Below are 24,560 nucleotides of genomic sequence, written 5' to 3'. Positions count from 1 at the left end.
CGAGAGTTCTTCCTTTTTTCGGCAAAAGCATCAGTCGCGAATCTCGGCGTAGGCGGATCGCCCTCGCACCAGCGCCACAAGAGCGGCAACGCCGATCAGCATGGCAAGAAGCAGATGTGTCCAATCGAACAGAATCACGAACTCCGGACTGTAGAACACGTCCGGCAGATTTCGCGTCACGCGCAGACCGCCGGTCAGAATCAGACCGGCCAGCAGCACGAGGCGTACCTTGCCCATGGGCGTAATCCCGAGACGCCCCTTCCACCGGGAGAGCCAGTTCGCAACAACGAGTCCAACCACGAACAGCAGGGCGGCAGCAGCCACGTAATGCACCTTGTGGACCATGAAGAAATCCGCGAGCCAGCCCAACCCGGGCAGATCGGAAATGTAGTAGCGTCTGGCAAGCGGCATCTGGGCCAGCCCGGTCACGCCAAGCACGGTCATGGCGAACACGTACAAACGGGAAATCCAGCGCGGATAAGCCCTAGTCTTCATGATCGCCCTCCTTCTTCCCATTCCCGGCAAGCCGGGCACCGAGACCGAGCACACCCGCGGCGATTCCCGCCACCGGCGCAATGACCGTGGCCACTGCGAGATTGGTTTCGTCCTTCATGACATCCCCTGCCGGAGACAGGTGTGGCCTGCCCCTGCCCTTTTGCACGGCTGCATCCAGTTCCTCGAACGGCACCGGAGACACGTAGAAAGTGTTGGTTCCACCGTTTTCCTTGTCGCCGTAAACGTACCCGTCCATTTCCCGAGCCAGTGCATAGGCCTTTTCCAGCATTTCCTCGCGCGGGCCGATCTGCTGCACGTCTTCCGGACAGGCTTCGATGCAGGCCGGAAGCTGGCCCTGTTCCACCAATTGATAACAGCGGTCGCACTTGTACATGACTCCGTTTCCAGCCAACCGGGGCAGCACGTGCCGATACAGCCCCACGCCGGACTGCCGCTGGGGGATATGCCACGGACACACGGCCCGGCACTTGGCCCCGCCAAAGCATATCTGGTCATAGATGCGCACGATGCCATTGGTTTCCCGGGCTGCAGCGCCGAACGGACACAAGTTGGCGCAAGGCGCATTGCGACAGTGCATGCACCGCCTCGGAATGTTGATCTCATACTCCTCGCCGTTCCATGTGCCTTCGGCAGTCTGGATGTACAGCCAGTTGTACGGAGTGAGCCTGTCGTCGACATCCCGCTTGTCCGACCAGTCCTCGGGCTTTGCCCGGCTGGCGGGAACCATGTCCGGAAACGGCTTTTCCGGTTCGGGAAACTTGGCGTGATTCGATTCGCGGCAGGCATCCACGCACGCACCGCAGCCTATGCACTTGGACAAATCCAGCAGCGTGGCCAACTCCACTCCGGATTCGGCCCTTGCGGCCCCGGGCAGCAAAAGCGATGCGCCACCAGCACCCACAGCCTTGAAAAAGTTGCGGCGGCTCATTCCTGTTGCAGAGATGTTCGATTTCTTCATGATGAATCCTTGATCAACGTGTCTTCTTCAAATACCCCTCATGGGTATAAAAATACCCTAATGGGGTATTTTTGTCTTTGTCAACCATCAAATATCGGAAGTATCTTCCCGATTTCAGGCAACACGTTTCCGAAGAATAACGTCAAAGCCATTTTTAAAGTGAGAGCAGCTCCTGACAAGCAGCACTTTTTACACTATTGTCAAAACAAAGCGTAAATTATCTTGACCTGAATCTCGTTTTTGATATATTTAACAACAAAGTCAAACAACACCCGCATTTCGACCTACGGCCTCGCGCCAACGACCGGCACTTCCTGAAGCCCTGATCGGGCCGAAGACAAAAAAATGAACATCGGTTCCATCGCCGGCTGGCGGGATTACGCAATGGAGAGGACATGAGCATGTTGAAAGAAAGCAAGAACACCAGCACGAAAACCGCGTATCTCATCCTTGATGGAACAACCTATGAACTCCCCGTCATCGTGGGCACGGAAAACGAACATGCCATAGACATCCAGAAACTGCGAGCAGAGACCGGCTACATCACCTTTGATCCCGGCTACGGGAACACCGGGTCCTGCACCAGCGACATCACATTCGTGGACGGCGAACAGGGCATCCTGCGCTACCGGGGATATCCCATAGAGGAAATAGCCACCAGCGGATCGTTCATCGAAACGGCATGGCTGCTGATCTTCGGAGAACTTCCCACCCGGACCCAACGCGAGGATTTCCGTAATCTGCTGAGCGAGCAGGAACTGCTGCACGAGGACCAGCGTCACCACTTCGAGGGCTTTCCCTCCAAGGGACACCCCATGGCCATTCTGTCCGCCGTGATCAATTCACTGGGATGCTATCACCCGGACCTGCTGGAAATCGAAAACGAAAACGAATTCGAGCGTGCAGCCGCCAAGATCATCAGCAAGGTACGCACCATTGCGGCATGGTCCTACCGCAAATCGCAGGGCCTGCCGTTCATGTACCCGAATCCGGGGTTGAGCTACTGCCAGAACTTTCTGCACATGATGCACTCCATCCCGCACAAGCCATTTGAGCCGAGCCGGGCCGAGGTGCGCGCCCTGAGCCTGTTCTTTACCCTGCATGCAGACCATGAACAGAACTGCTCCTGCTCCACGGTACGAATGGTCCAATCCACCCAGGCCAACCTGTTTGCCTCGGTTTCCGCTGGCATATGTGCGCTCTGGGGCAAATTGCACGGCGGCGCCAACGCAGCCGTGATCGACATGCTCCGCCATCTGCGCGACGGTGACCTGTCCATCCCGGAATATCTGGACAAGGTGAAATCCAAGGAATGCCGTCTCATGGGCTTCGGGCACCGCATCTACAAGAATTTCGACCCGCGCGCCCGCATACTGCGTCTGGCCGCCCACGACATGCTCAAGGACAGGGAAATCGACGACCCGCTTCTGGAAATCGCCATGGAGCTTCAGGAAGCAGCCCTGAACGACGAATACTTCATCGAGCGCAAGCTCTACCCCAATGTGGACTTCTATTCCGGCATCATTCTGCGCGCCCTGAACATTCCGGTAAACATGTTCCCGGTCATGTTCGCCATCGGCCGCATGCCCGGCTGGATCGCCCACTGGTGGGAAGCGCATCGAAAAGGTGTATCCCGCATCCACCGGCCGCGCCAGATATACACCGGTCCAGTGAACAAGAAATACATCCCCATGGATGAACGCAACTAATCGTCATCCCATGCATTTCAAAAGCAAAGCCCCGGATTCGTTCGGGGCTTTTTTCGTGTATCGTCATTTTTTTTCATTTTTTCCGTTTCATGCGAAACTTCATGCAAAACAATCCCCACAACAGAACAGCTCGACTATAGCACACAAAAGCAACAAAACATTTTTCAGCAACTCTTCCTCATTTTCCACAACGTCAAAACACATCGGTGATTTGACATAAAATTCAAAAACAGGATAAATTATACGATCTTTAATCAAACAATAGACAGGAGGATTTAATGCTGAAACGGTTACTGACCGCGACTCTTTTCATCTGCATTCTTTTTTCTGCGCAAAGCAGCCTCGCGGAAAAACCGACCATCAAACTGGTTTCAACTCCCTATGCCTGCGCCATCACCACGTCGAATCTGGCGGCGGCGGTATTGGACAAGGCCGGGTACAAGACAGAAATACTCATGGTTTCCGTGGCCACAATGTGGAAGGCCCTGGAAATGGGCGAAGCCGATGCAACCATGGTTGCCTGGCTCCCAGCCACGCACGGCACCTATTATGATGCCGTGAAGGACAAGGTCGTGAACCTCGGCCCCAACACCCTTGGTGCGCGCCTCGGCTGGGTGGTTCCCAAATACGTGACCATAGACTCCATCACCGAACTCGACGCCAACAAGGAAAAGTTCGATAACGAGATCATCGGCATCGCTCCCAGTGCAGGTCTGATGCTGCTCTCGGAAAAGGCGCTCAAGGAATACGATCTCGATCTGGAGCTCAAGGAAAGCAGCGGCGCGGCCATGACCGCCGTGCTGGGCAACCGCATTCGCGAAAACCGCTGGGTGGTCGTCACTGGCTGGTCCCCGCACTGGAAGTTCGGCCGCTGGGACCTCAAATATCTGGACGACCCCAAGGGCGTTCTTGGCGGCCCCGAGGAAATCGTGACCCTCACGCGAAAGGATTTTCCCAAGGAGCATCCTGAAGCCGCAGCCATTCTCGACCGCATCGAATGGGACATCAACGACATGCAGACCGTCATGAACTGGAACGAAAAACCTGACTCCGACCCGCTGGTCAATGCCAAAAAGTTTCTGGACCAGCACCCCGATCTGCTCGCCAAATGGCTCGGCAGGAAGTAGCGGCAAACGGACCCCAAAACGAATCGCCTGCGCAATTCCGAAAAAATGAAAAAAATGCTTGCATTCCCAAAGGGGCAAATATATATCTCCACTTCCTGACCGTGCCGAAGTGGTGGAATTGGTAGACACGCTAGGTTCAGGGTCTAGTGGGGGTCCCCCCGTGGAAGTTCGAGTCTTCTCTTCGGCACCATTGAATGCACAGCCCCGATCGCAAGATCGGGGCTTTTTGCGTTTCATGGGGAATCCCGTTCCGACTTCTGGAAAAAGGCCGGATATTGGAGTAGATACCGAACAACATCACCCCAACCCCAGAGCTGTTTCATGAAACGCCTCTGCTGCCTGCTTGCTCTGATATTCCTTGCCCTGCCAGCGCCATCGTCCGCGGACATCATTCCCGAAGGCATGAAGCCCGTGCCGGTTTTCGCGGTTCTGGACAATGCTGCCGACTATCCGAACCTCGTGTTCATTGCCGTGGAAACCCGGGGCGATTCCATCCAGCGGCAGCAGGTAGTGGGCCCCGACGGCCGAATTCGCAAGGGGTACAAGCTCAACAGGCTGATTCTGGCCGCCATGCCGGTCCCTCTGTTCGATCAGCGCGGGGGCCTCGGCAGCACCGACCTGCTCGCGGATCCGAAAGTACTCCGGTGCGACACGCCGCTGGAAGCAGGCGTCCGGTATGAACCAGCAACGTCGAACCTTGCCGGACAGACCGTGCACTACCAAGTGACAACCGTGTCCGACGGCTCGCTCATTCTGGAAAAAACACGCATCGAGGACCATGAATCCGGGCCGGGCCCCTTTCCCTGGCATCTGTTCCAGAACGCATTTCTGATCACGCTGGCCGTGGAACTGCTCGTCTTCATCCTGCTGCTCAGGGTCGTGTTTCGCTCGCGTACGCCGAACAGTCTGCGTGCGCTCACGTCCGTGGCTGCGGCGCAACTGGCCACGCTGCCTCTGCTCTGGTTCGTGATCACCCGGTACGGACTGACCGGAATCGGCGTGACGCTGGCTGCCGAAGCCTTTGCCGTGGGCGTGGAAACCGTGATCTACCGTTTTCTTGCCGGCCTCACCTGGCAACAGGCGCTGGCGGCCTCGCTGGTCTGCAACGGCGCCTCATGGCTGCTCGGCATGCTAGGTTAGCGAGAGCAGCACTCCGCACAGCAGAACCGGGTCAACATGGGGAGCGCTCCGGCGGGAGACAAGACGACAGTCGATGACCCGGACACCAAGCTGTTCCACCTCGGCAATGTCCAGCCCCGTGGGATACTGGCCCCTGGCGGAATCCACCATCACGTATTGCAGCACATCCTGCGGAACCAGCGAGGAATCATCCGCGCACAGGGTGTCGAGCAGCACGCGCACCTGTCCGGCCACGGACAGCCCCACCAGTTCGGGATCATGCGAAGTGTTGGGGACAAAGACCTTGGGACAGGCGTTGTCGGCAATGGCCCTGCCCACGCCCGAGGGAAGCAGGTTGGCGATCAGGCTGGTGTAGAAGCTGCCCACCGGATAGCAGATGAGTTCGGCCTCGGACATCACTTCACGCGTCCTGCGCCGTATCGCGACCCGAACCGGCTCCCGGGAATCAAGGGATCCGGTCAGCCAGATTCGCCGTACGCCCCGTTCCAGAGGCGCGGCCTCCTTGCCGGTCAGCAGATGCTGGCCCACGACAACCTCTCCGTCATCCAGCTCCGCAGCAATATGACAATCCGCCCCCACCACGGGCAGCACCGTGCCGCACACCTGCACCAGCTTGGAAAACAGGTAGATCACCGGTTCGATCTGACGCCGGTTGGCCAGATATCCGGCAGTCAGCACCACATTGCCCAGACTGGCCCCGCGCAGATCGAAGTCTTCGGGCATGTGATTCAGAAACTCGAAAAAATAGTTGCGGATGATCTTGCGCATGGGCCCGGGTACGCGCCGCACAAGCCTGTGTCTGCCATCGGCCATGCTCCTGAGTTCCGCCAGCAGGCTCTCCCGGTCGCTGTCATGGTCCAGACGATAGGCGAACAGTTCGAAGATTTCGGGATTTCCCTTGAGCGTCTGGTCGGCCAGAGCCATGAGCCGGTTGCGTATGTCGCCCACGGCGGGCATGGCAAACGCCTTGCGCAGCACGGCGGAGCTGCCCCCGGAATCAAAGGGCGTGATGATGTGAATGGAGTTGTGCGTCAGGGAAATGAGATGATGCGAGGTGTCACGCAGGGCCGTACCGCCGCTGAAGAACAGCACGCGCGGCCCGAGCTCCGGGGTGCGGCGGTACCGCTCCAGTTTCACGGGGTCCGGTATCCGGACTTCTCTGGTAATGCCGATACGCATGACACTCCCGTTCTAGTCGTAATTGGCGTGACAATGCCCTTTCTGTCGGGCCAGTTCATCCACGGCCGAATGCATCCGCTCCAGTTCGCCCAAAGCAAAGGCCTGCTCAAGCGCCCGGCAGGCGACCCGATACTCGTCGTAGAATTCATCGCCGTAACCGGAATATGTCACCATCAGCTCGGAATCCGCCAAAAAGGATTGCACGGCCCGGGCTGGAGGCATTTCTCCCCTGTGCACCATCTTCACGATCATGCCGAAGCTGATCTTCATCCGCTTCTTGAGTTCCCGATATTCCGGCCTGCGAACGCCCCGGCTTTCCACGGACGCATCCGGAACGCACGGTTCCGAGGTCTTCACCTTGACCTTGAGATGCATCTTGCCGAACTGGTCGCGAAGCACGATCTTGGCCTTGACCAGATCATCCACGCAGGCAAGCTCCCCCTGTCCGCCGCTCTCCAGGGCATCGGCAAGTCCGCGAAAGAAGGCGGGCAGCGCCTCCCGATCCACGAATCTTTCAAAGCGGTGTTCTCTGGACATTTCCCTCTCCGGAAGTTCGCGCATGATGCGCCGAATATCTACATGAGAAAGCCCTGCTCGGCAAACTCCGGCTACTCGGGCAGAAATCCGAAACAGGCCAGAATCTCGGCCCACTCGCCGTCCCGCTTCATGGCCTCAAACCCCTTGTCGAACAGGGCAAGGTGTTCTTTCCACCCCTTCCTGTTTCTGGAAAACATCACGTACAGCTTGCGATCCCTGAGAAGGGGCTCGAGAAATTCGATATCCCCCACATCCGCAGCTATGGTCGGATTCGTCTTGAGCAGATGAATGGCCACATACTTGTCAATGACAATGGCATCAACCCGTCCCGCCAGCAACTTGCGCAGGTTGAACAGATCGCTCACGGCCTCGTCCCGAGCCAGAAACGACGCATTATCGATAAGCGGCGTGTTCACATACCCCCGGACAACGCCGATGGTATACCGCCCCAGACTTTCCGCAGTCCCGTTCCAGACAACCCCGCTCCCGCTCCGGACGCACAGGGCGAGCGGCCCGGACATGTATGACCGGCTCAAACCGAAATCCCGGTCGCGATCCGCACTGTAGTAGGCATTGAACAGGGCATCGTACTTGCCCTGGCGGACCTCCTCCTGAGCCCGGGCCCACGGCAGAAAACGAAACTCGGCCTCCAGTCCGCCCCTGCGGCATGCCTCGCGAATGATGGCCGCGGCAACCCCCTGTTGCGGCATGTTCTCCCCGGCATACGGCTCCCAGTTCACGCTGGCGAAAAGCAGGGTCCGATCCCCTGCCCACGCATTTGCGCCAAACAGCAGCCAGACCGTCAGAAACATCACGATTCCCCGCACGCGCATTCCTCCGTCCAATGGTTCCGGCTTTCCGACAATACCCGATCCCGGCCCCAAGGCGAAGGATAATCACGAAATGGTCTTGACCCGCCTCGACACAAATGTATATACAAATATACATCATCAACCATTCAAACGAGTCCAGACACATGCCGCGCATCAGCAAGACAGCCATGATTCGGGAACACATTCTCGGCAAGATCAGAAACGGGGAATGGCAGACAGGCTTTCGCATCCCGTCGGAAGCGGAATTGATGCGCCAGTTTTCCGCCAGCCGCATGACCGTGCACCGGGCTGTCAAGGAACTGGCCGCCGAGGGATTCGTGGTGCGCGAACGCGGAAGGGGCAGCTTCGTGGCTCGCCGCATCCCGCGTTCCGAGCTGCTGGAAATCGGCGACGTGGCCGAGGAAGTTCGGCGACGCGGCGGCAACTACTACTGCCGGGTCCTGCTGCTGGAACTGCTGACAGCCTCCCCCGAAGCCATCATGATATTCGGCCCCAAGTCCGAGGGCTCCATAGCCCACTCCCTGATCGTGCACTACGAGGCGGACAAGCCCCTGATGCTCGAAGACCGCTACGCAGACATGCGCGTGGCCCCCGGCTATCTGGATCACGACTTCACCTCGGCCACGGCCCACAAATTTCTCATGCGCGTGGCTCCGCTGCAAAAGGCGGAACACGAACTGACCGCAGTGCTGCCCACAACCGAACAGCAGAGACATCTCGGCATCGGCGCAGACGAGCCCTGCCTGCTGCTCAAACGCAGGACATGGTCCGGGGGCAAGCTCGCGTCCTATGCCGAGCTGCTCTACCCGGGCTCCAGATACAGCTTCGGCGGAGAATTCATTCCCGCGAAATGACATCCAGAGGGAGGCGAACCATGACCGGACGAGTGATCACGGCCCCGACCGGCCCGGAAATTTCCTGCAAGAGCTGGCAGACCGAAGCACCTCTGCGCATGCTCTGCAACAATCTTGATCCCATGGTTGCGGAACGTCCCGAGGACCTCATCATCTATGGCGGCATCGGCCGGGCCGCTCGCAACTGGGAGTGTTTCGACAGAATAGTGGAGACCCTGCGCGAAATGGACGAGGACGAAACCCTGCTCATCCAGTCCGGCAAGCCCGTGGGCGTATTCCGCACCCACACCGAAGCCCCGCGCGTGATCATCGCCAATTCCAATCTTGTGCCGCACTGGGCCAACTGGGAACATTTCAATGAACTGGACCGCAAGGGACTGATGATGTTCGGCCAGATGACGGCCGGATCATGGATATACATCGGCAGTCAGGGCATTGTGCAGGGAACCTATGAAACCTTCGTGTCCATGGGCAGAAAGCATTATGACGGCAACCTGTCCGGCAAATGGATTCTCACGGCCGGGCTGGGCGGCATGGGTGGGGCCCAGCCTCTGGCCGCCAAATTCGCCGGAGCCTCCATGCTGGCCGTGGAATGCCGGGAAAGCCGCATCCGCAAAAGGCTGGACACCGGCTATCTCGACCTGCGCGCGGACAGTCTGGAACACGGACTGGAAATCATCCGCCAATCCTGCGCGGACAAAACGCCCGTAACCGTGGCAGTTCATGGCAATGCCGCGGAAATCTATCCCGAACTGGTGAAAATGGGGGTGCGCCCGGATGCGGTCACGGACCAGACCAGTGCGCACGATCCCCTGAACGGGTACCTTCCCCTTGGCTGGACCGTGGAGGAATGGGAAGCCAGGCAGCAGACCGCGCCGGACGAGGTCATGCTTGCCGCACGCCAGTCCATGGTCGGTCATGTTCAGGCCATGCTCGACTTCCAGACCATGGGTGTGCCGGTCTTCGACTACGGCAACAACATCCGGCAGGAAGCCTTCAACATGGGGCTGAAGAACGCGTTCGATTTTCCCGGCTTCGTGCCCGCATACATCCGCGACCAGTTCTGCACGGGCAAGGGCCCGTTCCGCTGGGCTGCCCTGTCCGGCGACCCCGAGGACATCCACAGGACCGACGCCAAGGTCAGGGAACTGATTCCGGACGACGCGCACCTGCACAACTGGCTGGACATGGCCGAAAAACACATTCGTTTCCAAGGGCTTCCGGCTCGCATCTGCTGGGTGGGGCTGGGCGATCGCCACAGGCTGGGACTGGCCTTCAATGAAATGGTCGGAACCGGCGAGCTCAAGGGGCCGATCGTCATTGGCCGCGACCATCTGGATTCCGGGTCCGTGGCCAGCCCCAACCGCGAGACCGAGGCCATGAAGGACGGCTCGGACGCGGTGTCGGACTGGCCCATACTGAACTGTCTGCTCAACTGCGCCTCGGGCGCGACATGGGTGTCGTTCCATCACGGCGGCGGCGTGGGCATGGGCTATGCCCAGCACGCAGGTCTGGTCATGCTCTGCGACGGCACCGAGGACGCGGACCGCAGGATTCGGCGCGTACTCTGGAACGACCCGGCAACAGGCGTGATGCGCCACGCAGACGCGGGCTATGACACGGCCGTGCAATGCGCAAGGGACAAGGGACTCAAGCTGCCCATGATCAAGTAGAAATTTTCGGCGGCCAACCGCCGAGCAACATCACGAGGACACAATGACCGCCTTGCTCGTCAGGAATCCCGCGCAGATCGTCACTCCCCGTCCCGGGGCGGTCCCGGGCCGGGCATTCGCAAAAGCCGACGTGCTGCACAACGATTCCATCCTTGTCGCGAACGGCGTGATCCAGGACATTGCCCCTCTCCATGACCTGGAACCTCGCGCGCACGAGCTGAACGCCGACGTGCTGGACGCGACGGGCAAGGCGGTGGTCCCCGGTTTCATCGACTGCCACACCCATCTGATATTCGCGGGCAACCGGGCCGACGAATTCGCCATGCGCACGGCTGGCGCGACCTATGAGAAAATCGCGGCGGCAGGCGGTGGCATCGCCCGCACCGTGGCGGCCACGCGCGCAGCTTCCGAGGACGAACTTCGGGAATCCGCGCTGGACAGGCTGAACCGCGCCATGCACAAGGGCGTGACCACGCTGGAAATCAAGTCCGGCTACGGACTGGACCCGGAAACCGAACTCAGGATGCTCCGGGTGGCCGCCTCCCTGAACAACATTCACCCGGTCGACGTGGAAATCACCTTTCTCGGTGCACACGCCGTGCCTTCGGGGATGGCCAAGGCCGACTATCTCGCCATGCTGCGGGACATGATTCCCGAGGCTGCGAAATACGCCCGGTTCTGCGACGTATTCTGCGAACAGGGCCATTTTTCGCCGGACGAAACCCTTTCCCTGCTGGAACTGGGCAGGGAGCACGGCATGATTCCCAAGCTGCACGCGGACCAGTTCCACTCCATCGGCTGCATCGACGTTGCCGTGGAACTGAACGCGGCCAGCGTGGACCATCTGGAGGCCCTGACCGACGCGGGCGTGGAAAAACTGGCCGAAACCGATATTGCCTGCGTACTCCTGCCCGGAGTCTCCCTGTTCCTGAACATTCCCTACGCACCGGGCCGCAGGCTGGCCGAGGCAGGCTGCGTCACGGCCATTGCCACGGACTTCAATCCCGGGTCCAACATGTGCCTGAACATGCAGCTCATGATGAATCTGGCCTGCACTCAGATGGGCATGTCCGTGGACCAGTCCCTGACCGGGGCCACGCACAGCGCGGCCCACGCCCTGCGCCTTGACCGAACCGGCTGTCTTGCGCCGGGCTGGCAGGCGGATTTTCTGCTGCTGGACACTGACGACTACCGCAATCTGATGTATTTCTACGGCGAGAACCATGTGCACACGATAGTGAAAAAAGGAATGCCGCATGATCCCGCAGCCCATTCTTGACCAGCTGATCCCGCCGGACCGCCCTGCGCCGTCCCATGACCCGAACGACGTGCTCCTCGGGGACGCCGCCCTGTTCCATGCCGAAGATTTCAAACACGCGACCCATGCCATTCTGGGCTGCCCGCAGGACATGGGCGTAACGCGCAACCATGGCAGACCCGGTGCGGCCAATGCCCCGAAAGCCATTCGTTCCTTTCTGTACGGATTCAAGCCCCCGGCAAAATCCGAGGTTCGTCTGATCGATCTGGGCGACATCGTTTCCTGCGACAATCTGGAAGCCTGCCACGAACGATTGCACGCCGCAGTGCTGTTCCTGCTCGAACAGGGCAAGACCGTGCTGGTCATGGGCGGAGGCAACGATATTTCCCTGCCCGACGCCTCGGCCGTGCACACGGCCTGTCCCGACTATGTCGCCGTGAACATGGATGCGCATCTGGACATGCGCCGGGCAAAGGCCACGCATTCCGGCACGCCCTACCGGGAACTGATTGATCAGGGCCGACTCGACCCCATGCATTTCCACGAAGTGGGCATTCAGCCATGGGCCAATTCCCCGATATATCTGGAAGAAGCCGCCACACTCGGTGTCAGCGTCCACCCCCTGCATCAGGTCAGAGATCAGGGGACCGACCGATTCCTTTCGACCCTGTTCCATTCGTTCGACAACCGCCCCCTGTTCGCAGGACTGGACATGGATTGCGTACGCGCCTCGGACGCCCCCGGTAAGCAAGCGCTCCAAGCCCGACCGGATTTTTCGCCGAAGAAATTCTGGACTTTGCCGACCACTGCCGCAAGTATGGGCGCACCGCGCTCTTCGAGATTACCGAAGTCAACCCGGCCACCGACCTTGACGGCCGCACCGCCCGGCTCGCGGCATTGACCCTGTATACTTTTCTCTACGGTATCCGCTGACATCGGAGGCTTTCATGCTCGTCACCATCAACCACACCGCGAATCTCGACCTCGAACACATTGTCGCGGTTGCCCGGGACAATGCCCGGGTGGAACTCGCTCCGGAAACCCGGGACATGCTCACGCTCCGGCGCACGCAGATCGAACGCCGCATCCACGAGGATGATCTTCCGGCCTACGGCTTCAACCGGGGCTTCGGTCACAACGTGGACCTTTCGGTCAAGCCCGAACTCCTCTCCGAGCTTCAGGAAAACCTGATCAAGTCCCATGCCGTAGGCGTGGGCGAAGCAGCGGACAAGGCCACGGTGCGCGCGGCCATGCTCCTGCGCGCCAATTCCCTTGCCCGGGGATTCAGCGGAGTGCGCCCCGAACTGGTGGAGCACCTGATCTCTCTGCTCAATGCAGGCGTGACCCCGGTCGTGCCGCAACTGGGATCGGTGGGCGCAAGCGGCGACCTCGCACCCCTGTCGCACATCGCACTGGTACTGATCGGTCTGGGCCGGGCCGAATTCCAGGGCAAGGTCATGGACGGGGCCACGGCATTGCAGCAGGCGGGCATGGAGCCGATCCGTCTGGAAATGAAGGAAGGGCTGGCCCTGAACAACGGGGTGCAGTTCATGACCTCCATCGGGCTGCTGGCCTGCCATGCGCTCAAGGACCTGCTCCGCACCGCGGCCATCAATTCCGCACTCGTGGCGCAGGTCATGCTTGCGCCGGACACCTATTACCGCCCGGATTTTCATGCGGTCCGGCCCCACCCGGGGGCACAGCGCGTGGCGGACTGGATATGGCGCCTCATGCAGAACTCGCCCATCCGCGAGGCGCACCGCGACGTGAAGACCGATGGTCAGTTGCAGGACCCGTACAACATCCGGTGCGCCGCACAGGTGCTGGGTTCCTGCCATGACCTGATATCGCAGGCCGAGGCCGCCCTGATCATCGAGGCCAACAGTGCCACGGACAATCCCATCCTGCTGCCCGACGCGAATAACGAATGCATCGACGTGGTTTCCGGCGGCCATTTTCACGGCATGCCCGTGGCCGTGCAGGTCTACAACCTGTATCAGGCCCTTTCCATCATGACCACGCTGGCCCATCAGCGTTCCGCCCGATTCGTGGACCCGTTCCGCAACAAGGGCTTGGGCCGCGATCTCAAATGGCCGGGCATGAATGCGGACGACGCCTCCATTTCCAGCGGCATGATGATGCTCGAATACACCTCGGCCTCGCTGGTCAACGACATCTGGGGCCATGCCACGCCAAGCCATCTGTTCAACATCCCGACCAACTCGGGACAGGAGGACCATGTGTCCATGGGCACCACGCTGGCCGTACGACTCGCCATGGCCCTGCCCAAGGCCGCGCATGTGCTGGCCATCGAACTAGCCTACATCCTTCAGGCCGTGGCCATCCGCAAGAGCCTGAACACCATTCCCACCGAAGCCGAGCTGCCCGAATGGGTCACGCATGAGCTGGACCAACTCAAGCAGCGCATGAATGGTGAAGGCAGGGGCATGGTCTTCAGCGCCAGTGTAGTGCGCGAGCACCCGGTCTCGGATTCGGACAAGCTGCTCAGCCCGGTGTCGGAACACCTGTTCGCGGACCTGACCCGGCGCAAGGTTTTCCCCACGGTCACGCGCGACCGCTGCATGGCGGACCAGATCACGGCACTTGCCGCGCTGGTGGAAACCGGAGAGATTCCGTCTTTGGCGAACGCAACCGTGCCGCTTTCCTGGTAAATGAAACTTTTTTCAAAAAAAGGCTTGCCAACTCAGCCGTTCTCACATAGAAAGATTCCCGCCTTGAACGTGCCGAAGTGGTGGAATTGGTAGACACGCTAGGTTCAGGGTCTAGTGGGGGTTCCCCCGTGGAGGTTCGAGTCCTCTCTTCGGCACCACGCAATCAAAAGGGTCGCAACACATGTTGCGACCCTTTTTTGTTGTGTTTCGTCTGTCCGCGCGGGTCAATGCTCGTAGTGCTCCCCAGCCTGTCCGGCAGGCAGTTCGGCCATGATCATGGGACGGCTGTCCACGACACGCGCCGTGGAACTGAGGCGGAAAAAGGCCATGGACTGCTGAAGCATTTCGGCCTGAGACGCAAGCTCCTCGGCGGTGGAGGCCATTTCCTCGGCTGCCGAGGCATTGGTCTGCACGACCTGATCGAGCTGCTCCACGGCCTTGCTGATCTGGTCGGCCCCGGAACTCTGTTCCTCGCTGGCAGCCACAATCTCCTGTACAAGCTCGGCTGTCCGCTGAATATCCGGCACCAGCGATTGGAGCATCTGACCAGCCTCGTCCGAGATGTCCAGCGTCTGCACGGATATTTCGCTGATCTCGGCTGCGGCAATGCCCGAGCGTTCAGCCAGCTTGCGGACCTCGGCAGCGACCACGGCGAACCCCTTGCCGTGCGTTCCGGCCCGGGCCGCCTCGATGGCCGCGTTCAGGGCGAGCAGATTGGTCTGCCGCGCAATTTCCTCGATGATGGATATCTTCTCCGCAATGGATTTCATGGATTCAAGCGCGCCGGAAATGGACGTTCCGCTCCTTTCCGCGTCCTTGGCCGCCTTGACTGCGATTCCTTCGGTGTTGCGGGCATTTTCCGTATTCTGCTGGATATTGGAAACCATCTGCTGCACGGAGGCGGACACCTCCTCGATGGCCGCGGCCTGTTCCGTGGCTCCCTGCGACATGTTCTCGGCCGAAGCGGACAACTCCTGACTGCCTGCGGACACGTTTTCCGATGCGCTCTGCACGTCGCCCACAATGCCGGACAGGTTGCCCACCATCTCTTCCATGGCCGAGGTGAGATCACCGACTTCGTCGCGCTGCCGCACATCGATTTCCGCAGCCAGATTGCCCCTGGCCACCTCCTTGGAAAACTCCACGCCGCGCTGCAACGGCCCGGCAATGGAGCGGGCCACGGCAAGAGCCACACCCACGATGATCAGGGCCAACACCAGCGCAAGCAGCCCGATGGATGTCTGCATGGCCCTGATGGGCTCCAGAACCTCGGCTTCGTCGATCTCCGCAAGCAACGCCCATGTGGTCCCGAACACGTTGACCGGAGTAAAGGCGGAAAGCACGGGATTGCCATTGTAGTCCAGAATGATGCGTGCGCCGGACTCGCCCTTGAGCGCACTGTCCGCAGCCACGGTATCCACGCCGTTCCTTTCGATCGTCCCGGCAAAGGACGCGGAAACCGAATGGCCTTGCGGGTCGAGAAAGGAATCCGAACGCATCCGCTTGTCCGGCCCGACCAGATAGGTTTCCCCGGTTCGCCCCATGCCCTCGCGCTGCTGCATGATGGCGTTGATGGACCGCAATGAAAGCTGCAGGGCTATGACCAGTTCGGTGCTGCCATTCACCACGAGAGGCCGGGCAATGAACGAAGCCGGCGCCCCGTTGCTCGGGGCATAGGGTTTGAAATCCGCAAAACCGGACTTTCCGGTTTCCAGAACCTTTCGCACAAGCTCCCCAAGGCCGGAGCCGGCAAACTTCCCATTCACCAGATTGGTTTGATAGTCGGCTTCCTGCGCAGCGGAATAGAAGCAGTATCCGTCCGGATTGAGCAGGAACAGGTCATAGTACCCGTACAATTCCTGGTATTTCCTGAAAAAGAATTCTCCACTGGCATCCCTCGGGCTGAATGCCTCGGCAACGTCGATTTCCGCAAGCAGAGCCCAGGTGACATCCCCGATCACCACCGGGGAAAAATAGGACAGCACGGGATTGCCGTTGTAATCCGAAATCACGCGGGTTCCTGTTTCCCCAGCCAGAGCCTGACGCACGGCTGCGGTATCGGCACGCCCCTTTTCCGGGTTTGCAAAGGAGGCCGAGACCGAATGATGTACCGGGTCCAGATGGGAATCCGAACGCATGAGCATGTCCGGCCCCACAAGGTATGTTTCCCCGGTCCTTCCCAACCCGCTGCGATTCGTCATGAGCGTATTGATGGCATCGTTGGACACCTGAAGCGCGACAACGCCGATCACCCTGCCCCCCTGTTCCACAGGGGCAGCCACGAACTGGGCAGGGACACCACCGGATGGCGCGTAGGGCTTCATGTCGGACAGGGCGACCCTGCGTTCCTCGACAGCCTGCCGCCACACGTCCCTGAGCGAGGAATCCACTCCCGCCGTACGCTGGCCGAAGTCGCCTTCCTTGGTCACGGAGAACACGATGTCTCCGTTGCCCGGAGTCATGAGAAAAAGGTCATGATACCCGTATTCATCCATGAATTGCCTGAAGAAGGCATAATAGGTGTCATGCACCTGTCTGTATGCCTGCGGCGCCCGGAACTCGCCATTGGTCAAGCCCCTGAATCCGCTTCCGGCCGCAAATGCCGAGGACAGGGAGATCAGGGCGTTCCTCACATGAGGATTGCCAGCCAGCACGGATGCGTCCCCCATGCGCTCCTGAAAAAAGGCCTCGATCTGCTGTTTCCTGATGGTCCCGAGCGCAGTGAGCCTGGACATGGCCTCGGAGCGCAGCACGTCCACGGTTTCCGTCAGTACACCGAGGTCCCCCATGCGCTCCGCAAAAAAGTTTTCTATCTGGACCTTCTTGATCTGCCGCACGCCTTCAAGCTGTCCGTAGGACGTTTCCATAAGCGCCTTGTCCGCAATGCGCATGGCCCAGAATCCGGCCACGGCAAGCGGAATCAGGCCGATAACCATGAGCAGGGCTATCAGCTTCGGTTTCATCCTGATGTCCTTGAACCCCATGAGATCCTCCCGGGTCAAAAGTTTCCATTCCTTCCCATGGTAAAGGCTCTCAGACGCCACACATGACGAATATTATAATAAACAGAACAGTCGATATCCTGTAGGCGACATGTTTCCGTGAAACGGAATCGATTGGGACGACTCACCTGAAAACGGACAGGGAACGAAATGACTCTCATCTCCTGGAGCGACGATCTTTCCATAGGCGTCGACACCATTGATGCCCAGCATCAAAAGCTCATCGACATGGTCAATGACGCCTATGACGCGGTTTTCTCCGGCGGTGATCCGGACGCCGCCTTTGATCTGATCGAGCGCATGAAAGCGTATGCGCTTGAGCATTTTGCGGCCGAGGAACGCATGATGGAAGAATGCGGTTATCCCGAGACAGGCGAGCACAAGCAGCGCCACCTCCAGTTTCTTCAGGAGGTGTTCCTGTTCAACCGGGACAAGTACAAGCGGGATCAACTGCTGGAAATATTCACGTTCCTGAGTTCATGGTTCAAGGAACACATCCGCCGGGAAGACAAGGCCATTGCGGCATTCATGACAGGATCGAACGAATAGCTCGGCATCGCCGGGGTCATCCGGTCAGTTCACGCCGGGGAATCACGACGCGAACCAGAGACCCCTTGCCGAATTCGCTTTCCAGGGAAAGGTCCCACTGATGCGCCATGGCCACCTTGCGCGCAATGCACAGTCCCATGCCCGAACCCTTGGGCTTGAGCGAAAAAAATGGATCGAACACGAACGGCATGTCCTTTTCCGCTATTCCCTGCCCCTGATCCCTGATTTCCATCACGCAGGCGTGCCTTCCCGCAGCCACGGTCACTTCCACCACAGGCTGTGCGCCATCGGAAAAATCCACGGCATTGCGCAGCAACTCATAGAGAGCGAGCACCCCCATTTCCGGGTCCAGCCGAAGCAACTGGTCCGGACAGACGATTTCCCAGCGCACCCGCCTGCCCTGTTCGGCAACCTTCACGTCCACGCGGGCCATGGCCTCCTCCAGCAGTTCGCGCACGCTGACAAGCTGCATCTCCCCGATTTCAAGGGCTGCATATCCGGTCACGTCGCCGACCATCTTCTCCAGACGAGATGATTCCGAAAGAATGGTTTCCAGCATCTCGTGAATGACGGAATCTTCCGAAGACTTGCGCATGACCAGATTGGCGAACCCGGCAATGGTCATGGTCCGGTTGCGCACCTGATGCGCCACGGACATGGCTAGCAGGTGCAGCCCCCTGCGGCTTTCCTCGATGATTCTGAGATCGCGATAGGACCGTATGGCCGTGGTCACGGCCGTAACAAGCCTGTCTGCGGTGAGTTCGGTCTTCTGGTGGTAGTCGTTGATATCCAGCTCGGTCACGACCTGCCGTTCCGGAGCTTCGCCCGGCTGCCCGGTACGGAGGATGATCCGAGTGAGATGATTGCCCTTTTCCCGGACGAATCGCGCCACTTCAAGCCCTGCGTCCGTGGTTTCCATGACCACGTCGAGCAGGATCACGGCCACGTCGTCCGCGACAAGTTCCATGGCTTCCCGGCCGGAATACGCGTCAAGGCACTGGATGCCCCGACCTTCGAACACGTAGTCGTCCAGAACAAGTCGGGTAACCTTGTGCACGAACTCGTCATCATCCACCACGAGCACCTTCCAGGCCCGGGTCTCATCCGCCACGGGTTCGATATCCACGCCGGCTTCGTCGGCGAACAGCAGTTCGTCATTCATGCCTCGAACATAGCACGAGCACGACCTCTTTGAATGATTATCTTCCCGCGCCGGAAAACAAAAAAACGCGGGGACGCAATGCCCCGCGCTCCCTTCACGTAACCGAGGCCGCCCCCCACACACGCAACTAGGCGTCCACCTCGGGCGATTGGGCGGAGTGTTTGCCGCACAGCCAGACAACAGACTGGGTACGGGGATCAAAATGCGGACTGACCTGCTCGGCCGCTCCGCATACTGCGCATGTGTAGCCGTCTTCCGCCTCCGGGAAATAATTCATCTTGTTCAGAAGCTGGTTGAACCGCGAGATGTAGGGGAACATGGGGTGCTTTTCGTGACGTCGGCGGTCCTTGCTGTTCAGCTTGCCGTTCTCGTTCACCTTGACGGTGATCATCCGCGACCGCTTGATCACGCCCTCCTTCTTGTCCATGACGATCCGGGTGGGCTCTTCCCAACGGCAGATGATCCGCTTGCGGGTCTGATCGTAGCGTACAGCCATGTCGTCCTCCCTTGCGGAACGCCGAAGCGCTGTTTCCGCATTGCAGCGGGCAGCCGGGGCATTCCGGAACCGGGAAAGGCTAGATTTCGTAATCCACAGCCTTCCGGCCCGAGGCCACCTTTCTGACAAAGGCGACACACTTCCGATGCTCCGGGTGCACCTGATAGGCATCAAGGGCTTCCCTGTCCACGTGCTCGGAACACAGCACCACATGACATTCCGGGTCCGCCGCCACGATCTCGCGACTCACCTCGATATGCAGCAGTCCGGGGATGCGTCCCCGCAGCGCTTCGAGCATTTTCTTCATGACTCCGGCGTTTTCCCAAGCGGAAACGCCTTCAGCCTCGTCCTTGAGCGTCCACATGACGACGTGCCTGACCATTTTCATCTCCTTTTCAATGCAAAATCAACAATTCCAGCCGACTGCGTCATGCGGCATTCAAACGGCACTACCCTACTTATTACACTATAAGCATGCCAGCCGCGCGTGTCATCAAACAATTCGTGAATATAACGCCAAAGTGTCGGCCAACCATGTTTTCCATCCCTCTTGATCGAAAAAGCAGCCAATACGCACCGCAAACGGGCTGTTTCAACGGCATTGCCGACAAAAAGGAGGAAAAAGCGAAACGCCGGATATACGGAGGCCCCGCATTGCAGGAATGCGGGGCCTCCTTGATGAATGCCTGTCACACGGCGGAAGCGTGGCGTTGCTCCAGGGGATTGCGGTCCAACCGACATGACGGCTTCATTTTTCGTCAGTGCCTACTTCCTGTTGTCGGCCATGGCCTCGGCAACGTGGCGCACCTTGATGGACGATCCGCGCGCCTTGAGGCCGCCGCGAAGCTGCATCACGCAGCCCGGGCAGTCGGTGAGCAGGACGTCGGCCCCGGTCGCCTCGACATTGTCGAGCTTCTTGCGCAGCAGTTCGGCAGAGAGTTCCGGGAATTTCATGGAAAAGGTGCCGCCGAATCCGCAGCAGACCTCTTCCTCGTCACACTCCCTGTATTCCAGTCCCGCGGTCCTGATGAGTTCGCGCGGGGCGTCGTGCACATCCAGTCCCCGGCAAAGATGGCACGGAGCGTGGTAGGTGGCCCTGGTCCCGGTCACGCGAAACTCGCTCGGGTCCAGCTTGAGCACGTCATGGGCAAAGGAGCTGAAATCGATGACTCTGGACGAAAAATCCATGGCCAGGGATTCCAGCCGGGGATTGCCCTTCACCAGCTTGAGGTAATTGTGCTTGAGATGCGAGGCGCAGGAGGCGCACATGGTCACGATGTAATCGTACGCTCCGCTCTGGAAGGCGCGCATGTTCTGCACGGCCACGTCTCTGGCCGCCTTCTTCTCGCCCATCATCATGACGGGCAGGCCGCAGCAGGACTGTTCCATGGGGAATTCCATGTTCACGTCATGCCCTTCCAGCAGCTTGACGCAGGCTTCCATCTGCTCGGGGTAGACGAAATCCTGCACGCAGCCCGAGAACAGGGCCACGGAGAGCTTGGGGTTCGCCACATCGGGGCGGAGGTCGGGCCACTTGTCGCGAAACGGTTTCTCGGCAATGGTGGGCAGCGCCTTGAACCCGTGGTCTCTGGCAAACACCATGGGCAGGTGACGGATGAAGCCGTCATCGCCAGCCATGGGCTTCTGCGCCCACTTGGCGGACCTGAGCAGGGTGTGGAAGAGCTTGCGGTTCTTCAGCACCTTGCCAAGAAGCAGGCTGGGCAGGGGATGTCCTTCCTCGTCCTGAATGCGGGTATGGATTTCCTTGATGATGCCGGGCAGATCAATGCCGCCGGCGCAGATGTCCTTGCACGCCTCGCAGTTGATGCAGTTCTGCACCAGATTCTTCGCCTTGTCCTTGCCATGGAAGAAATAGGTCAGAATCAGGCCGATGGCGCCGATGTAGATGTGACCCATCTTGTGGCCGCCCACAAGGCGGTAGACCGGACAGACATTGGCACATGCGCCGCAGCGCACGCAGCGCAGCACCTGCGAGAACAGCGGATCCCTGGCCAGTTCGCTCCGTCCGTTGTCCAGAACAACGTAGTGGATTTCCTTTTTGCCATCGCTGGCCGCGAGACATTCGTTCTCGCCCGTGATCCAGGTCACGTAGGAAGTCAGGGCCTGCCCCGTGGCATTTCTGGGCAGCGCCTTGAGAATGGTCAAGGCCGAATGCATGTCGGGCAGCAGCTTGTCCAGCCCCATGAGCGCCACGTGCACGCGCGGCAGAGTGGACACCAGACGGGCGTTGCCCTCGTTGGTGACCAGCCCGATGGTTCCGGTCTCGGCAATGGCGAAATTCGCGCCGGTGATGCCCATGTCCGCCTCGATGTACTTCTGGCGAAGCTCGCGACGAGCCACCTTGACCAGCTTCTCGATGTCCGGCTCCTGCTTCTTGCCGGTCACGTCCGTGAACAGGTCCTTGACCTGATACCGGGACAGATGGATCGCGGGCATGACCATGTGGGACGGTCCCTCGTGGCGCAGCTGGATGATCCATTCTCCAAGGTCGGTCTCCACCACTTCAAGATTCTCGTCCTCAAGGGCATGGTTGAGCAGAGTCTCCTCGGCGGTCATGGACTTGGACTTGACGATCTTCCTCGACCGGGTGGCCTTGGCGATCTCGCAGATGATGCGATTGGCGTCCTCGGCATCCCTGGCGTAGTGCACATGCACTCCGGCGGCTTCGGCGTTCCGCTTGAACTCCTCGTAGAGGTCGTCCAGATTGGCCGCGGCCTTGTCCTTGATGCTGGCGATCTCGCCGATCAGGGCCTTGGTATCGATATCCTTGAACGCATTGGCACGCCCGGCACGGTAGGACACCGCGAAATTGTCCAGGGTGGTGCGCAGAAAATCATTGTCCAGAGCTTCCTTGAGCTCGCCCCGGTATTCCTTGAGATTCTCGGCTTTCTGCATGACTAGTCCTCCAGAAGCAGGATGTGGAGTTGCAGCGGACCATGCACGCCGAGGGCGAGCACGCGCTCGATGTCGGCGGTCCGGCTGGGGCCGGTGATGAAGGCCGTGTAGTTGGGGGCCTTCTTCATGTCCTCGGTCAGCAGGGATTCCACCTCGAACGAAGTGTCCCTGATCCGGGACTTGGGCAGCACGCAGACATGATATTCCGAGACCATGGTGGCCAGACGCAGCTCCTCGCCGGAGGAATTCAGCACCAGCGTGCCGGTCTCGGCAATGCCATGGTCGGCCACGGTGAAGCCGATGTCGATCCCGGCCAGATACTCGCGCATGCCGGACCCGATGCATTCGAATCCGTTCTCGGCACACTGGGCCGCGAGCCTGTCATAAACGACCTTGTCCAGACCGGGGGCGGCCAGCACCTTTTTCTGCTTGGTGTCGCACAGGGCCTCGGCTCCATCGGAAAGAGGCTCGGTACATCCGGACACCTGCAATTGGCAGGCCTCCTTTTCGCCACACAGGTTCACGGCGTAGTCGACCGCTGCATCCATGTCCGCGACTTCCGCCACGGTGGCAGCCACGAGTTCGGCCTTTTCCATGAATTTTTGACAAAGGGATTGCTGGGTAGTCATGCTACCGTACCTCCAACGTTTATGTACTCAAGGGGAACGCGCCCCTTCCGCAAAGGAGTGTCGGGCCGTCGGAAGGCCGGTTCGTCCGGCCTTCCGACAGTCCGTCGCATACTGTGTGGTTACGCTTCGATGAGCGCCTTGGTCTCCCGGGCGATGGCCAGTTCCTCGTTGGTGGGAATAACCCACACCTGAACCTCGCTGTCGTCGGTGCTGATCCTGAGGGGGGTGGAAACGCGCTGGTCGTTGATCTTCTCGTCGATCTTCACGCCGAAGCGCTCCAGATTCTCGACGGATTTGCTGCGCACCACGGAATCGTTTTCCCCGATGCCCGCAGTGAAGATGATGGCGTCCACGCGGCCCAGCACGCCCATGAACGAAGCAATGTATTTGCGGTTGCGGTAGGTCTGCACATCCAGAGCCAGCCTGGCCCTTTCATCGCCCTTTGCAATGGCGGCATGAATGTCGCGCATGTCGCCCATGCCGCACAGGCCCTTGAGACCGGACTCCTTGTTCAGCATGAAGTCGACCTCTTCCGGAGTCATGCCCCGGGATCGATGCAGAAAGGAATGCAATGCGGCATCCACGTCGCCGGACCGGGTGCCCATGACCAGACCTTCCAGCGGAGTGATGCCCATGGAGGTATCCACGGCCCTGCCGTTCTCGGTCGCGGTCATGGAACAGCCGTTGCCCAGATGCACGGTGATGCAGTTGAACTCCTCGAAGGGCCTGCCCATGACACGGGCGGCCTCCTTGGCCACAAAACAGTGGGAGGTTCCGTGAAAACCATAGCGGCGGATACGCAGTTCTTCGTACAGGTCATAGGGAAGCGCATACATGTATGCCTTGGGCGGCAGGGTCTGGTGGTAGGCGGTATCGATGACCACGACCTGAGGCACGGTCGGGAACAGGGCCCGGGCCACGCGCATGCCTGCCAGATGGCCAGGATTGTGCAGCGGTGCCAGAGGAATCACTTTTGCCAGTTCCTCCATGACCGAATCGTCCACCAGAGTGGGATGATGGAAGCTTTCGCCGCCATGCACGATGCGATGCCCCACGGCGCTGATCTCGGACTTGTCCTTGACCACGCCCTTTTCGCCGCAGATCAGATCAATGGCCAGACGCATGCCGACCTCGTGATCGGCAATGGGCTGTTCCAGAACGATCCTGTCAGCCCTGTCCGTATCCGGAGCGACCTTGTGGGTCAGGCTGCCCATGTCCTCGCCAATGCGTTCAACCAGACCGGAGCAAAGCACGGACTCGTCGGTCATGTCGAACAGCTGGTACTTGATGGACGAGCTTCCGGAGTTGATGACCAGTACTTTCATTCTTGTCTCCACGCTATGTTGTCCG

General features: G+C 59.6%; 20 protein-coding genes, 2 tRNA genes and 3 pseudogenes. 12 read left to right on the top strand and 13 right to left on the bottom strand.

Features of this window, described 5'->3' with window-relative positions:
* Positions 1-30: 30 nt before the first annotated feature.
* Together MPN23_RS00520 and MPN23_RS00515 are read right to left on the bottom strand one after the other, a co-directional pair.
* Entirely contained in the window at positions 31-495 is a 465-nt protein-coding gene (locus MPN23_RS00520; RefSeq protein WP_243545521.1) for a 4Fe-4S ferredoxin, read from the bottom strand.
* A complete protein-coding gene (locus tag MPN23_RS00515; protein ID WP_243545520.1) occupies positions 485-1,474 on the bottom strand; it encodes a 4Fe-4S dicluster domain-containing protein in 990 nt (329 codons plus the stop codon). Before MPN23_RS00515 ends, MPN23_RS00520 begins: the two co-directional genes overlap by 11 nt.
* Before the next feature lie 401 nt (positions 1,475-1,875).
* Between MPN23_RS00515 and MPN23_RS00510 the strand changes: the two genes are divergently transcribed.
* The 4 genes from MPN23_RS00510 to MPN23_RS00495 all read left to right on the top strand — a co-directional run bounded on the left by MPN23_RS00510 (position 1,876) and on the right by MPN23_RS00495 (position 5,450).
* Complete coding sequence (locus tag MPN23_RS00510) at positions 1,876-3,183, top strand: citrate synthase (RefSeq protein ID WP_243547415.1); 1,308 nt, start codon at positions 1,876-1,878, stop codon at positions 3,181-3,183.
* 278 nt (positions 3,184-3,461) lie between these two features.
* Positions 3,462-4,310, top strand: a complete 849-nt coding sequence (locus tag MPN23_RS00505; RefSeq protein ID WP_243545519.1) for a glycine betaine ABC transporter substrate-binding protein — start codon at positions 3,462-3,464, stop codon at positions 4,308-4,310.
* 103 nt (positions 4,311-4,413) lie between these two features.
* Positions 4,414-4,500, top strand: a tRNA-Leu gene (locus MPN23_RS00500).
* Between the two features lie 131 nt (positions 4,501-4,631).
* Positions 4,632-5,450 (top strand): hypothetical protein, encoded by an 819-nt coding sequence (locus MPN23_RS00495; protein WP_243545518.1) that lies wholly within the window; start codon positions 4,632-4,634, stop codon positions 5,448-5,450.
* On the opposite strand, the gene MPN23_RS00490 is transcribed toward MPN23_RS00495, so the two are convergent.
* The 3 genes from MPN23_RS00490 to MPN23_RS00480 form a co-directional block, all read right to left on the bottom strand.
* Positions 5,442-6,629: a GAK system CofD-like protein gene (locus tag MPN23_RS00490; RefSeq protein ID WP_243545517.1), complete on the bottom strand. Its 1,188-nt coding sequence runs from the start codon at positions 6,627-6,629 to the stop codon at positions 5,442-5,444. The genes MPN23_RS00495 and MPN23_RS00490 overlap by 9 nt on opposite strands.
* Before the next feature lie 12 nt (positions 6,630-6,641).
* The gene (locus MPN23_RS00485) at positions 6,642-7,166 is read right to left on the bottom strand and encodes a GAK system XXXCH domain-containing protein (RefSeq protein ID WP_243545516.1); all 525 of its coding nucleotides are present in this window, start codon (positions 7,164-7,166) and stop codon (positions 6,642-6,644) included.
* Positions 7,167-7,237: 71 nt separating this feature from the next.
* A complete protein-coding gene (locus MPN23_RS00480) occupies positions 7,238-7,999 on the bottom strand; it encodes a substrate-binding periplasmic protein (protein ID WP_243545515.1) in 762 nt (253 codons plus the stop codon).
* 143 nt (positions 8,000-8,142) lie between these two features.
* On the opposite strand from MPN23_RS00480, the gene hutC reads away from it, so the two are divergent.
* The 7 genes and pseudogenes from hutC (at position 8,143) to MPN23_RS00450 (ending at position 14,614) form a co-directional block, all read left to right on the top strand.
* Positions 8,143-8,853 (top strand): histidine utilization repressor, encoded by a 711-nt coding sequence (gene hutC, locus MPN23_RS00475; protein ID WP_243545514.1) that lies wholly within the window; start codon positions 8,143-8,145, stop codon positions 8,851-8,853.
* Positions 8,854-8,873: 20 nt separating this feature from the next.
* Complete coding sequence (gene hutU / locus MPN23_RS00470; RefSeq protein WP_243545513.1) at positions 8,874-10,526, top strand: urocanate hydratase; 1,653 nt, start codon at positions 8,874-8,876, stop codon at positions 10,524-10,526.
* A 43-nt stretch (positions 10,527-10,569) separates the two neighbouring features.
* Complete coding sequence (hutI, locus tag MPN23_RS00465) at positions 10,570-11,805, top strand: imidazolonepropionase (RefSeq protein ID WP_243545512.1); 1,236 nt, start codon at positions 10,570-10,572, stop codon at positions 11,803-11,805.
* Positions 11,783-12,517, top strand: a pseudogene (locus MPN23_RS00460) (arginase family protein); the annotation flags it as partial. The gene hutI and the pseudogene MPN23_RS00460, both read left to right, overlap by 23 nt.
* A 53-nt stretch (positions 12,518-12,570) precedes the next feature.
* Positions 12,571-12,717 carry a hypothetical protein gene (locus MPN23_RS17135; RefSeq protein ID WP_424450082.1) on the top strand — a complete coding sequence of 49 codons (147 nt, stop codon included), beginning with the start codon at positions 12,571-12,573 and terminating at the stop codon, positions 12,715-12,717.
* Positions 12,718-12,731: 14 nt separating this feature from the next.
* Entirely contained in the window at positions 12,732-14,456 is a 1,725-nt protein-coding gene (locus MPN23_RS00455) for an HAL/PAL/TAL family ammonia-lyase (RefSeq protein WP_243545510.1), read from the top strand.
* Between the two features lie 71 nt (positions 14,457-14,527).
* Positions 14,528-14,614: transfer RNA gene (locus tag MPN23_RS00450), tRNA-Leu, on the top strand.
* Positions 14,615-14,704: 90 nt separating this feature from the next.
* Here MPN23_RS00450 and MPN23_RS00445 read toward each other — a convergent pair.
* A pseudogene (locus MPN23_RS00445) lies at positions 14,705-15,637 on the bottom strand (methyl-accepting chemotaxis protein); the annotation flags it as partial.
* Between the two features lie 762 nt (positions 15,638-16,399).
* Positions 16,400-17,191 (bottom strand): annotated as a pseudogene (locus MPN23_RS17065) (cache domain-containing protein); the annotation flags it as partial.
* A gap of 417 nt (positions 17,192-17,608) precedes the next feature.
* On the opposite strand from MPN23_RS17065, the gene MPN23_RS00435 reads away from it, so the two are divergent.
* Positions 17,609-18,007, top strand: coding sequence for a bacteriohemerythrin (locus tag MPN23_RS00435; RefSeq protein WP_243545509.1), 399 nt, complete (start codon positions 17,609-17,611; stop codon positions 18,005-18,007).
* 16 nt (positions 18,008-18,023) lie between these two features.
* On the opposite strand, the gene MPN23_RS00430 is transcribed toward MPN23_RS00435, so the two are convergent.
* From MPN23_RS00430 to MPN23_RS00405, 6 genes are all read right to left on the bottom strand, one after another.
* Complete coding sequence (locus MPN23_RS00430; protein WP_243545508.1) at positions 18,024-19,169, bottom strand: ATP-binding response regulator; 1,146 nt, start codon at positions 19,167-19,169, stop codon at positions 18,024-18,026.
* 127 nt (positions 19,170-19,296) lie between these two features.
* Complete coding sequence (locus MPN23_RS00425) at positions 19,297-19,665, bottom strand: hypothetical protein (RefSeq protein WP_243545507.1); 369 nt, start codon at positions 19,663-19,665, stop codon at positions 19,297-19,299.
* A gap of 79 nt (positions 19,666-19,744) precedes the next feature.
* Positions 19,745-20,047 (bottom strand): Dabb family protein, encoded by a 303-nt coding sequence (locus MPN23_RS00420; protein WP_243545506.1) that lies wholly within the window; start codon positions 20,045-20,047, stop codon positions 19,745-19,747.
* A 383-nt stretch (positions 20,048-20,430) separates the two neighbouring features.
* On the bottom strand, positions 20,431-22,581 hold the full coding sequence (ldhH, locus tag MPN23_RS00415; protein WP_243545505.1) for an L-lactate dehydrogenase (quinone) large subunit LdhH: 2,151 nt from the start codon (positions 22,579-22,581) through the stop codon (positions 20,431-20,433).
* Between the two features lie 2 nt (positions 22,582-22,583).
* Positions 22,584-23,210: a LutC/YkgG family protein gene (locus MPN23_RS00410; RefSeq protein WP_243545504.1), complete on the bottom strand. Its 627-nt coding sequence runs from the start codon at positions 23,208-23,210 to the stop codon at positions 22,584-22,586.
* 119 nt (positions 23,211-23,329) lie between these two features.
* Positions 23,330-24,535, bottom strand: coding sequence for an acetate kinase (locus tag MPN23_RS00405; protein WP_243545503.1), 1,206 nt, complete (start codon positions 24,533-24,535; stop codon positions 23,330-23,332).
* Between the last annotated feature and the right edge of the window lie 25 nt (positions 24,536-24,560).

Source organism: Pseudodesulfovibrio tunisiensis (assembly GCF_022809775.1).
Lineage (GTDB): Bacteria > Desulfobacterota > Desulfovibrionia > Desulfovibrionales > Desulfovibrionaceae > Pseudodesulfovibrio > Pseudodesulfovibrio tunisiensis.
The sequence above is the reverse complement of the archived record's forward strand: the minus strand, read 5'-3'. Positions and strand labels throughout refer to the sequence as shown.